At 36.0% G+C, this 12,487-nt stretch carries 9 protein-coding genes; 1 reads left to right on the forward strand and 8 read right to left on the reverse strand.

From position 1 onward, the window contains the following. Positions 1–635: 635 nt before the first annotated feature. Positions 636–1,484, forward strand: coding sequence for an Ig-like domain-containing protein (locus tag KQI71_RS11320; RefSeq protein ID WP_253288069.1), 849 nt, complete (start codon positions 636–638; stop codon positions 1,482–1,484). A 46-nt stretch (positions 1,485–1,530) separates the two neighbouring features. Here KQI71_RS11320 and KQI71_RS11325 read toward each other — a convergent pair whose 3' ends face one another. The 8 genes from KQI71_RS11325 to KQI71_RS13100 all read right to left on the reverse strand — a co-directional run bounded on the left by KQI71_RS11325 (position 1,531) and on the right by KQI71_RS13100 (position 12,376). After that, positions 1,531–2,709 carry a YkvI family membrane protein gene (locus KQI71_RS11325; RefSeq protein WP_216436242.1) on the reverse strand — a complete coding sequence of 393 codons (1,179 nt, stop codon included), beginning with the start codon at positions 2,707–2,709 and terminating at the stop codon, positions 1,531–1,533. 18 nt (positions 2,710–2,727) lie between these two features. Next, entirely contained in the window at positions 2,728–4,149 is a 1,422-nt protein-coding gene (locus tag KQI71_RS11330) for an FAD-binding oxidoreductase (RefSeq protein ID WP_216436243.1), read from the reverse strand. Next, a complete protein-coding gene (locus KQI71_RS11335; RefSeq protein ID WP_216436244.1) occupies positions 4,133–5,341 on the reverse strand; it encodes an electron transfer flavoprotein subunit alpha in 1,209 nt (402 codons plus the stop codon). Before KQI71_RS11335 ends, KQI71_RS11330 begins: the two co-directional genes overlap by 17 nt. A gap of 9 nt (positions 5,342–5,350) precedes the next feature. Next, complete coding sequence (locus KQI71_RS11340; RefSeq protein WP_216436245.1) at positions 5,351–6,139, reverse strand: electron transfer flavoprotein subunit beta/FixA family protein; 789 nt, start codon at positions 6,137–6,139, stop codon at positions 5,351–5,353. A 188-nt stretch (positions 6,140–6,327) separates the two neighbouring features. Then, positions 6,328–8,976, reverse strand: a complete 2,649-nt coding sequence (locus tag KQI71_RS12915) for a bifunctional amino acid transporter/iron-containing alcohol dehydrogenase (protein ID WP_216436246.1) — start codon at positions 8,974–8,976, stop codon at positions 6,328–6,330. A gap of 146 nt (positions 8,977–9,122) precedes the next feature. After that, entirely contained in the window at positions 9,123–9,719 is a 597-nt protein-coding gene (locus KQI71_RS11350) for a cytidylate kinase-like family protein (RefSeq protein WP_216436247.1), read from the reverse strand. 22 nt (positions 9,720–9,741) lie between these two features. Further along, positions 9,742–10,953 carry an aspartate aminotransferase family protein gene (locus tag KQI71_RS11355; protein WP_216436248.1) on the reverse strand — a complete coding sequence of 404 codons (1,212 nt, stop codon included), beginning with the start codon at positions 10,951–10,953 and terminating at the stop codon, positions 9,742–9,744. Positions 10,954–11,719: 766 nt separating this feature from the next. Further along, the gene (locus tag KQI71_RS13100; protein ID WP_442859897.1) at positions 11,720–12,376 is read right to left on the reverse strand and encodes an alpha-amylase family glycosyl hydrolase; all 657 of its coding nucleotides are present in this window, start codon (positions 12,374–12,376) and stop codon (positions 11,720–11,722) included. Between the last annotated feature and the right edge of the window lie 111 nt (positions 12,377–12,487).

A 12,487-nucleotide genomic window follows, 5' to 3' on the forward strand; every position in this document is an offset into this window, starting at 1 on the left:
CGTCCCTCTTCAAGATGAAGACGTACAATCTTCTTTTTGAATTCTGGTTCATAGTGTTTACTCATTTGTAACATACCTCGTTTCCTCCTAAGATTATATCTTATTAGGTCGAGGTGTTACAACTATGTTATATCACAACAATAGATCGGTATTTTCTAGTCATTGTCTGCCACTTCATCAAGTAGTCTTGTAAAATTTCACTTGTCTTTTTTTATCGAGTTGATCGCGGCATTCATAATGATACTTACATCTAATTGTCCTAACAGTTCCTGCACATCTTTGGGTTCTGCTCCATTTGGTAAAAGGTTGTTCGTGTCAGTGTTCCTCAATTGGTAAAAATGAAAGCCTTGAATAGAGTCTTAAATGTCCACCATGTCATGAAAAATTAACAGTATCCGTGAACTCTCTAAAAAACATAATCTCATCATTTGATTCAAATTCTATAAAAAATTGGCGAAAAGTACAATAATATTGCTAACAATTCTTAAATTCCTTGAAATAGAAATCGGATGTAAAATATCAGAAATTTGTCTACAGTCTAAAACTCTGTTTATTTTTTCATTTTCTTTTATTTTTCGTTCTCATATGCTATAGTTAGTCTTAGACATTTTAAATTTATGAGGAGGATTTTATTTATGAAAAAAAGTATCCTTTGTTTTCTACTTGCATTTGCAATGATTTTTTCTTCATTGCCAGTATCTGCAACAGAAAACTGCACACATGAATGGAGTGAATGGAGCGTTGATGAAGAACCCACCTGTATTGATGGCTCTGAAAGCCGCTTTTGTTATTTATGTGATGAAACGCAAACAAGGGTTCTGAAAGCCACCGGAGAACATGACTGGAGCGAATGGGATGTTGATGAAGAACCTACCTGTATTGATGGTTCTGAAAGTCGCTTTTGCTATTCATGTGATAAAACAGAAACAAGGGTTCTGAAAGCTACCGGAGAACACGATTGGGATGACTGGGAAGTAGAAAGAGCTGCTACAATTTCCAAAGAAGGGATCAAAGAACGTTTCTGTTTTCAATGTGATGCTATTCAAACAAAAAAAATCGCAAAATTAAAACCATATGCAAAAATTTCAAAAAAATCTTTAACACTTTACGCAGGATCTAGCTATAAATTAAAGGTTTCTTATACCAAAGGAGATTCTGTAAAAAAATGGACTTCCAGTAAATCCAATGTTGCTTCTGTATCTTCTAATGGAACAGTAAAAGCCAAAAGAGCAGGATCTACAACGATCACTGTCTCCTTAAAGTCCGGAAAAAAAGCTTCCTGCAAAGTTTCCGTGATTACCAGAAAAAAGAAGAAAAAACATCACAAACAACATAAGGCCCATGCAAGTACCGTCTATTGGACTCCTGGTGGATCCGTTTACCATAGCACACCAAACTGTCCAACGCTAAGCCGTTCTCGTACGATTTATCACGGAAGTATTTCAAGTTGTCCAAAAGGAAGAGCTTGCAAAGTTTGCTTTTAAATAAGAAAAAGGGATTGGAACATAAAATTTCCAATCCTTTTTCTTATTAGATTTCTTTTCCTCTCGTTACGATTGCATGAACAATAAATGGTACAAACAGTGTAATAAATGCTGCATATCCCAAATATGCATATCCCTGTTTTACAACTGCAAGCAATCCAAACTGTGCAATAGCAAATGCGATAAAAGTAAAAATTAGTGTTGCAATAGCGTTTCTTACAAGATGTCCATTCTGTTTTTCTTTTTCAGAACTTTTCCTTCGTTCCACTGCATTCACACATCTTGCAACAATTCCAGAGATCATATTAACTGCTGTAGAAATTGATCCAAGAATAATCAATATAGAAATAATCGGTGTTAAAAATCCAGATTGAACTCCATTTTGTACTAAGACAAGCATTGGCACCGTCGCATCTACAAGACTTCCTGCATAAGCTACTGCAAGAAGACCAACGATGGATAATTCCATCGCAAAGAAATTAAAAACAAAAATTTCAATTGCTGCTTTATTGATCTGCTTTTTACTTGTAACCGGCTCCATATGCTGATACATAACAGATACAGAAGCAAGCTGAAAGAAAAAGTAAAGAACTGCAGAATATAAAGCAGGTCCAAAAGCCCCACTTTCTGTAGAAATCACTGGCATTTTTCCAGCAGCCAATTTTCCAACTGCTGTGCAGATCGCATCCCACTGTACAATAATATTCGGTACAAGAACAAGAACAAGGCCAATTAAGATTAAAACACTTAATGTAGATGCACACTTACGAACAACACTTGTTCCAAATAAAGCAATTGCAAAAATAAACACTCCAATAATTAAAGTACATAACCAATATGGAATTCCAAATAACATCTGAATCGTAGAACCACCAGTTGCAAAAGCTGCTGCTGAGGCTGTTCCAATCATGATTAGATAACATATTTCATATAAATTTGACATGACCGGTCGTGTTTTTCCATAAATTCTATCAGAAAAACTTCGATAATCATACGTTTTATGTTTGTATGCATAACGCATGCCGTACCAGAAAAACAAGGCATATAATCCCTGAGTAATTAATGGCATGACCAAACACCAAATACCATAATTAATAAAATACTGATAAATCTGTGCACCAGATGCAAATCCACCACCAAATTGTGTGGTAAATGCAACAAAGGCAATTCCCATGGCAAGTGGCATTTTACTTTTATCAATGAAAAGACTTCTTTCTTTGCTCATTTTCATATCCTCTCTCTTTTAATTTTCATCAATTTTAATCATTTTCCCAGGATTTAGAATTAATTTATCATCAAAAGCTCGTTTGATGGATTTATATAACTGAATCATTCGCTCTCCTGCAAATTCTTCAAGGAAATCCAATCGCCCATTTCCAATTCCATGTTCTCCAGATAATTGCCCTCCGAGTTTTTTAGATAGTGCATATAACTGCGTCAAAGATTCATGCGTTGCCTTTTTCCATTCTTCGTCACTCATTTCCGGTCCACGTAATAATTCTGTATGAATATTTCCATCTCCACAATGACCGCAAGGTTCTACACGAATTCCATGAGAAGAAGCAATCTTCTTTGCCTGTTTTACATATTCAGCAATTTCAGACCTTGGAACAACAACGTCACATTCTTCCTGGGCAACAGAGTCTGCTTTCATTCCCTCAAGAATGGCACCTCGTACTTCCCATACAGAAGCAGCTCTTTCTGGAGTTCCTGCAATATTACAATCAAGAGCTCCATTTTCCAAAGCTGCTTCTGCCGCAGCTTCAACAGCACGCTTTAATTCTTCTTTACTTGAAGCATCATACATAACAATCAAAACAGCTTCTCCATGTTTTACTGGAAACTGCTTATTTAAGCTCCGTTCCACAATTTCGATTAGCTCCCTCTCTAAAAATTCAATCGCTGTTGGAATAAATGGGAGTTCCAAAACTTTCGGTACCATATCCGCACATTCCTCAAGGCTTCGAAATGGCATAACAAGTGTACTTGTACAAGTTGGCGCCGGAAGAAGTTTTAATGTAACCTCTGTTAAAATACATAAAATTCCTTCGGAACCGATCACAAGATCTTTTACATCAAATCCTGTTGTATTTTTTACTACATTAGAAGAAAAATTCATAATCGATCCATCCGGCATTACAACTTCCATACAACGGACAAAATCTCTTGTAAGTCCATAACGAACCGCTTTCATTCCACCTGCATTCGTAATAACATTTCCACCAATCGATGCTGTTTTTTCTCCTGGATCCGGTGGATAAAATAATCCTTCTTCCTTTGCTGCCGCCTGAATATCAATGAGCAAAGCTCCCGGTTGCGCTGTAATGGTCTGATTTTTATGATCAACTGGAAAAATTTTATTCATACGCATAATAGATAACATAATTCCACCATATTTACAGGTTGCTCCACCAGCAAGCCCTGTTCCAGCCCCACGACAAACAACTGGAATATTGTTTTCATATGCATATTTCATAATTGTTGAAATTTCTTCTTTATTTAAAACTTCTACATATAATTCTGGAGGAAAAACTCCATATTCCGGCATCTCATCTTTATAATATTCTTTCGCAATTTCATCTCCTACGAAGACACGATCTGGCGCTGTAAACGAACGAATTTGATCAAAATCTTCCTGGGTCATTTTTTTATAAGGATACGGCATGATTTTTCTCCTTTCGTGCCTTTACAAGTTCTGTCAGTTTTGGTACTACCTGATAAAGATCATCCACAATACAATAATTTGCTACATTAAAAATCTGTGCCTGTGGATCATTGTTAATTGCAACAATATATTCTGAACCAGTCATACAGGAAGTGAACTGAATTGCCCCTGATACCCCACAGGTAATGATCAACTTAGGTCGTACAGTCCTTCCAGAGAGCCCAATCTGATGAGCCACATCACCAAAGCCATTTTCAATCATTGGACGAGTAAATGCAAGTTGTCCTCCAAGAGCTGCCGCAAGATCTCTACACATTTCTACATCCTTTTCATTGCGGACACCACGTCCTGCAACAACCAAAATTTCTTCATCTTCCAGATTTCGTTTTTGCTCAATAACCTGTGATTTTAAAATTTCAATCGGCGAATCTGTCATTTCCTTTGTCACTGGACAGACAATTACCTCTCCTTTTGGCTTTTCAATTGTTTCAGCTCGGTCCATAACTCGATAACGAACAGTTGCAAACTGTGGCCTTGATTTTGTGATCGAAATCTGTGCCATAATATTTCCACCAAAAGCAGGACGAATCTGCACCATATCAGTATTCGATTTAATATCAAGCGTTGTACAATCTGCTGTCAATCCGGTATGAAAACGTGTAGACAGACGCGGCGCCAAAGAACGTCCAAGTGCCGTTGCCCCAATTAATACAGAGCTTGGCTTTTGTGCTGCAATACACTCTGCCACAACATCGGTATAACAGTCTGCACGGAACCCTTCAAGCCCCTTATCTTCATAAGCAAACACCTGATCAACTCCATATGGAAGCAACTTTTTTGCGTTTTCAATCGTTCCTTCTCCACCGACAATTACACACTTGATCTTAAAATTTACTTTTGGGGCCATTTTTCTAGCTTCCCCAATGAGTTCATAGACCACTGGATGAATATCTCCACGCTCCTGTTCCACAAAAATCAGGAAATCTTTCCACTCATTTTTATCAAAAGAACCGGCTCTTTGTTCAAAACTAATTGCTTTTTCTGGACATTGCCTTACACACATCCCACACATTCTGCATGTATCTCCAACTACAATTCCATGGTCTTCAAAGCTTAACGCCCCAAACGGACATTTTTCTATACATTTTCCGCATAAACTGCAACGCTTTGCATCAAATTTTATTAATCCCATCTACTTCACCTAAATCACTTTCTTTTTCACTAGTACGTTAAATAAATCTTCTGTTTTTTTCTGTGCATCTCCTTCAAAATAAACTTGTTTTTCAATTTCTGGAGGTGCAAACATTCTCTCAACAGCCGTCGGAGACCCAACCAATCCGTACCTGCTTAAGTTGTGATCTAACATATCATCAAATGTCATAATTTTGACTGGACGATCTTGTGATTCCTTCTGTAAAATATAGGAAGGAAGTCTTGGAACACACATATCTTTATCAACGGTAATCAAACATGGATATGGGATTTTCGATGTCTGAGATACGCTGACAAGATCTTGCCTTACCTGAATAGAATCCTGATCTGCATCTACAATTTCCGCTACCCAAGCTGCATGCGGAATTCCAAGATGTTCTGCAATTGCCGGTCCAACCTGCGCCGTATCTCCGTCCGTTGTCTGTTTTCCACAAATAATGAGATCTGCTCCTCCAGCCGCTTGAATTCCTTGTGATAAAGCATAGGAAGTTGCAAGGACATCTGCTCCTGCAAATTTACGATCTGATAAAATAATTGCATCATCTGCCCCCATCGTATAAGCATCTTTCATCATTTCTTCTGCTTGTGGCGGCCCCATTGTAAGAACTGTAACACTTCCCCCAAGCTTTTCTCTTAACTGAAGTGCCGCTTCTAAGGCAAACAAATCATATGGATTTGTTCTTGTTTCTCCAGATAAACGTTTCATCGATCCTGTTTCCGGATCAATGTCAACCTTTGTACCTGCTGGCACCTGTTTCATACATACAATAATCTTCATTTTTTAGCTTCTTTCGTGCTTTTTTACTTTAAAGTGACAAACTAATTATATAGTATACAAAGATCTTTGTCTAGAAAGTGTGCATTTTATGCGAAAGCAAAGAGTTATGACTTCCTAGAAAATAAAAAAAGAATCTCTGTTCCTTTGTTTTCTATTCAAAGGAGCAAAGACTCTTTTTTGTTGATCTATTACATTGCTTTTCTATAAATTTCTGCAATTTCATCTTGTGTAAAGGTCACTGGATGATTTGCTACACTGGCTGCAGATACTTTCATACAATTTTCTGCCATCCACGGAATATCTGCCTCTGATAATCCAAGACTTGATAAAGTACAAGAAAGATCCAGATCATTTAAAAGCGTTCTTAACTTTGGTGCCAAGTCCTCTGCTGTAACACCACCAAAAATACGAGCAATTTTTGCAAATTTAAAATGATCTCCTTTATGAGAAGCTTCCACAATAACTGGTGTTAAGGCTGCTAATCCCTGTCCATGAACAATATCTTTCAGCCCACTTGCAGGATGTTCCATTCCATGTGCTAAAGTAACACCAGCTGTATTAATTACCATTCCACCAATCGTTGAAGCAAGTGTAATTTTTTCCCATGCACTTGCATCTCCTTCTCCTTTGTATACTTTTACAAGATTCCCTGCAATCAGTTTCATCGCATAAAGACTTAATGCATCTGTAAATGGCTGTGCAATTTTTGATGTGTAAGCTTCCATACAATGACAAAGAGCATCAAATCCAACCGAAGCAAGCACATGTTTTGGCATCGTCATCATACATTCTGGATCAACAATGGATACTTTCGCAACGATCGCATTACAACGTAAGGATTTCTTATCTCCATTTTCTGGATTTGTAAGAACCGCAAATCCATTTCCTTCGGATCCTGTTCCGCAAGTTGTAGGAATCAAAACTAATGGTAACGCTTTATCGCTTTGTAACTTGTTATAAATGTAATCGTTGATATTCCCATCATTGACACATAAGAAGGCGATTGCTTTTGCACAGTCCATGATACTTCCACCACCGATGGCTACGACAACATCACATCCATTTGCTTTGGCAAATCCGGCACCTTCCATGGCGGTTGTTGTTAATGGATTTTGTGCGACTTTATCAAATAATACATGATCAATTCCTACATCTTTTAAACTTTTTGCTACTTTATCATATAAACCAGATTTTTTGGCACTGCTTCTTCCTGTTACAATTAACGCTTTCTTACCATATGGTTTTGTAAGTACACCAGTTTCTAAAACTTTTCCGCTTCCAAATGCAATATTTACTGGAAGAAAGTAATTGAAACTGAGGGCTGGTATTGTTTTCTCCTCTTTTTCTTCTGTTTGCACTGCTCCAAGAGCTCTCTCAAACATAGGATCTTCTTCTTCGCTAATTGCTTCGTTATCAATGGCAACATCCACGTGAGAAGCAAATTTTTCTTTATATTTTACTTTACAGATAATAAAGAAAAGCAATCCTAGGACAGCCCATCCACCAGCCATTGCCCATTCCTGCGGAACAAGATTTGATCCAGAACCAGGAATAATGTACATTGCAACCATAAATCCTGACATTAAAACAGCCAATACCCCAACAATTTTATAATGTTTTACTTTATATGGACGAGCCATATCAGGTGCTGTCTTTCTTAAAATAATAAAAGATAACGAAACCATACAATATGCCATACAACATCCAAAGTTTCCTGCATCAACGATCCATACTAACATTTTACGACCAAACAATGGAGCCAAAATAGATAAAGCTCCTATTAGATATAATGCATTTACCGGAGTTTTATGTTTTGGATGTAATTTACTAAAAGCTCTTGGAATCATATAAGATTCTGCCATTGAATACATCGCACGACTTCCGCCAATTAAAAAAGAATTCCAGCTGGTAACAATTCCACACATACCACCAACAATTAGTACTTTCGACATAATACTACTATGAAATGCTTTTGCCATGGCATCTGCCGTTACAAGTCCAGAACCTGCCTGAGAAGATTTGATATCTGCTGCGCTCATAACATAACCAACACCAAGAATAATCAATGCATAAAAGGCAACCGCAAGAACAATCGATAAAATCATAATTTTCCCGATTTTCTTTAACGGCACATTGATTTCTTCTGCTGCCTGAGGAATGACATCAAATCCAATAAAGAAAAATGGCGTTACCACCGCAACACTTAAAATCGTTTTAAAAATACTTCCCGTACTATCTCCTGCAAATACCTGCGGTGCCAAATTGTGCACATTTCCGCTAAATACAGATGCTACAATTAAAAGAATCCCAACACCACCAATAATAACCGTTAATACTGTTTGTAAAATGGCTGCTGTCTTTGCACCTTTGATATTAATAAAAGTAATGAAAAATGCAACAAGCATTGCCACTGCAAGCCAAGATGCATAAATGTCAAATCCTGCGACTGTATATAAATATCCTTTTAAAAATCCAGGATAAATATAAGTAATAATTGTTGGAAGTGCACATGCCTCAAAGCATACAACACTGACATATCCAAGAACGATTGCCCATGTACAGATAAACGATCCAATGGGTCCTAACGCTTTATAACTAAAAACATGTTCTCCACCACACTGTGGCATTGCCGCTGTTAATTCTGCATAAGTAAGTCCAACAAAAAATACCATAATTCCGCCGAGAGCAAAACCAATAGCAGCACCAACAACTCCGCCTCGCTCAATCCAATCTCCAGAGGATACTACCCATCCCCATCCAATCATAGCACCAAAGGCAATGACAAGAATGTCCCATGCACTAAATACTTTGTCAAATTCTGATTTTTTCTTTTCCATTTTCTATCATCCCTTTCCTGTCCAACATTCATTCTTTCCCGAAACTTTTTCTGTTGGACCATATGTCAAACAGAAAAAAGGCATTAAAAGATTTTCCAATCTCTTAACGCCTTTGTCAGAATGTAAATGTTTTTATAAATAAAATTTTAATTTTCAAATCGAAGATCGATCAGCTGCAAAATATATTTTGCGGTTTTTTCAAGTCCAAGAATACTGGAATCAATCATCATATGTCTTGTATGACAATCTCTCATGCTAGAATTTGTCATATATTCATATCTTGATTTCAACATTCTATCGTTATATTTTACAAGTTTCTCTGCTTCTTTTTTCGAAATTCCTTTTTGTTCCATAATATGCTGCACTTTATATTCTTCCGGTGCATATACAAAAATATTTAAGCAATCATCTCTATCTTTTAAAATGTAATTGCTACATCTCCCAATGATTACACAAGAAGACTTTGCCGCCAATTTGTGAATTACTTCAAACTGTGTATAAATAACACGGTTGGTAAGATTGGCATATCGTGGTCCAAAACTTGTATCAAATTCATATTTTACATTATCATCTCCGGAATCTGCTTTTTCTACCAATTTTCGGTCTACACCAAGCCGATCTACCACCTGATCTACCAAGTCACGATCATAATATTGAATTCCAAGAGAATCTGCAACTAATTTTCCTATATCAGGTCCACCACTCCCATATTCACAGCCGATATTTACAATAAAATGTTTCATTTACATTCCTCCCTTTTTTCTATCATAAAGCCTCCACAGCCTCTTTTAAGATTTCATAAGCTTTATCACATTCCTCTTCGGTTACAATTAATGGTGGAATTGTACGGATCACATGATTTCCAATCGCAGTTACTAGAAGTTTACGGTCAAAGCATCCATGCTTAACATCTAAAGCATTAATACTGTCATCAAATTCAATTCCCGTTAATAATCCCTGGTATCTAACTTCTTTTACATGAGGAAGTGTTTTTAGCTTCTCTGCAAAATAATCTCCCACTTTCTTTGCATTTCCAGCAAGATCACGATCAATTAGTTCATTTACTTCCGCAAGTGCAGCTGCGCAGCTTACCGGATGTCCTCCAAAGGTTGTTCCGTGAGATCCAGGAGTAAATGCTTTGGAAACTTCTTCCGTTGCACAAATCGCACCTATCGGCATTCCTCCTCCTAAACCTTTTGCCATAGAAACAATATCTGGTTTGACTCCATAATTCATATAAGACATCACTGCACCAGTCCTGCACCATCCTGTCTGTACTTCATCAATTAAGAGCAACATATCATTTTCATCACAGAATTCTCGAAGACCTTTCATAAATTCCATTGTTGCAGGATGTACACCACCTTCCCCTTGGACTGGTTCAATCATAATTGCAATGGTATTTTCTGTACAGGCATCTTTAAAAGCCTGAAGATTATTATATGGAGCATAAGAAAACCCATAAGTCATTGGTCCAAATCCAACCTGGCATCCATTTGCTGGCTGTCCTGTCGCAGACATTGCCCCAAAAGTTCTTCCATGAAATCCCATCTTAGCAGTTACAATATGGTAATGATTTGGTCCATATTTTTCAATTCCATATTTACGTGCCATTTTAATCATAGCTTCATTTGCTTCTGTACCAGAATTCTGATAGAAAATTTTATCCATTCCAATCGTCTCACAAACTTTTTCTGCAAGCAAAGCTTGTGGAATTGTATATGGATAATTAAACGTATGCATAATATCACCGACTTGGTCTTTCACAGCCGCAACTACTTTTTCATTACAGCTGCCTGCATTGTTTACTGCAATTCCTGCATAAAAGTCAAGATAAGCTTCTCCATTTTCATCATACATATACATATCTTTTGCTTTCTCTGCGAGAAAATCAAAACGTTCATAAGTTTCAATCATATATTTATTTACTTTATCTTTAATATCCTGTGCACTTAATCCTGTATCTTTTAATCTCATAACTTTTTCCTCCTAATTGTAATAGCAATGACTGGTTTATTATTATGGTAAAAAGAAAAAGAGCAAAGATACATTATCATCTCTGACAAGCACCTTCGCTCTCACTTTTTATCTTTTATATTGGACAAATATACAATACCATCTCATCTTCTTAATGTCAATATATTTTTTAAAAAAGTTTAATTCTGGTCTTTTTTTACAAAATATTCAATTTTTATTTTTTTATTTATTATTTTTATATCCTTTTTAATATACTCTTTGTTTTCTGTAAATTGCACAATATGTATTATATCATTATAATTTGTCCAATATATTAGACACTCATTTCTTAAAAATCAGCATTTCAAATCATTGTAATAGAACTTCTTTTAATACTTCATAGTATTATTTATAATTTCCTGAGAGAAAATAAAAAAGCAAATATCAAAACAGATTTGATGTACTGTCCTGATATCCTTTGCCTCATACAATATTCTATTAATCTTCTACCAAATTGTGCATTGGTACATTGAAATTCGCGATCAGAGTAAAATAACAGATACTCATCAGGCTCCAACAGTTTTATCAAAATATGCACTTCAATTTCACTATAGTATTTAAATTTCAAAACATCTATGATCCACTTTGCATTAGATTTCTCCGTTAAGATACCATTCAACTATTTTCACTTTTTCTGAACATAAAAATATCCCCATATAGGACTTTTATATTTCCTTGTCCTATATGGGAATAGCATATCATTTTTATAAATACCTGTTTATTATAATTATTTTTCTAAAACTAATGTTTCAAATGGTCTTAATATAATTTTGTTTTCCACAATCTTCTCTGCATCATAATTTTCTAACAGTTTATGATAAGCAACCCATTCTTCTATTTCTACTTCTTTTTCTTTCTCCATCATATTATTCAATACGATCAAACATTCCTCTTTATAAACTCTTTTATATGCCAAAATATCAAGATCTTCTTTTTCAAAACAATGGTTCCTTCTGAAATCACTTTCTTTTCTCAGATCAATTAATTTTTTATAGAAATAATAAATGGAATCTTTATCTTCTAATTCTTTTTTTACATTGGTTTGTTTGTAATGATCCGGAACGGAAATCCATGGTGTTACACTAGAAAATCCTGCATTTTCTTCGTCTGACCACTGCATTGGAGTTCTACTATTATCTCTGGAACATTCTGACAAAGTTTTTAATGCTTCTTCTTTTGTTTTTCCATCCTTTAGAAGAATCTGATAATAATTGAGACTTTCTACATCTCTGTATTTAGAAATATCATTAAAATGTGCATTCAGCATTCCTATTTCTTCTCCCTGATAGATATAAGGAGTCCCCCTCATCATATGTACAGTGGCTGCAAGCATCTTTGCAGACTGTTTCCAATATTTCCCTTCATCACCAATTCTTGAAACGATTCGCGGCTGATCATGATTACACCAGAATAAAGAATTCCATCCATTTGCATTCTACATTCCAATCTGCCACTCTTCAAACAATTTTTTTAATTGTTTATAGTCTAGTCTGGT

The sequence above is a fragment of the Anaerostipes sp. MSJ-23 genome, assembly GCF_018918155.1.
Classification (GTDB): domain Bacteria; phylum Bacillota; class Clostridia; order Lachnospirales; family Lachnospiraceae; genus Anaerostipes.

What these genes read in the sequence shown, in the direction of transcription:
- KQI71_RS11350 (WP_216436247.1), bottom strand. Translation starts at nt 9,719, where the DNA reads ATGAAACATTTTATTGTAAATATCGGCTGTGAATATGGGAGTGGTGGA.
- KQI71_RS12915 (WP_216436246.1), bottom strand. Translation starts at nt 8,976, where the DNA reads ATGGAAAAGAAAAAATCAGAATTTGACAAAGTATTTAGTGCATGGGAC.
- KQI71_RS11330 (WP_216436243.1), bottom strand. Translation starts at nt 4,149, where the DNA reads ATGCCGTATCCTTATAAAAAAATGACCCAGGAAGATTTTGATCAAATT.
- KQI71_RS11325 (WP_216436242.1), bottom strand. Translation starts at nt 2,709, where the DNA reads ATGAGCAAAGAAAGAAGTCTTTTCATTGATAAAAGTAAAATGCCACTT.
- KQI71_RS11355 (WP_216436248.1), bottom strand. Translation starts at nt 10,953, where the DNA reads ATGAGATTAAAAGATACAGGATTAAGTGCACAGGATATTAAAGATAAA.
- KQI71_RS11335 (WP_216436244.1), bottom strand. Translation starts at nt 5,341, where the DNA reads ATGGGATTAATAAAATTTGATGCAAAGCGTTGCAGTTTATGCGGAAAA.
- KQI71_RS11340 (WP_216436245.1), bottom strand. Translation starts at nt 6,139, where the DNA reads ATGAAGATTATTGTATGTATGAAACAGGTGCCAGCAGGTACAAAGGTT.
- KQI71_RS11320 (WP_253288069.1), top strand. Translation starts at nt 636, where the DNA reads ATGAAAAAAAGTATCCTTTGTTTTCTACTTGCATTTGCAATGATTTTT.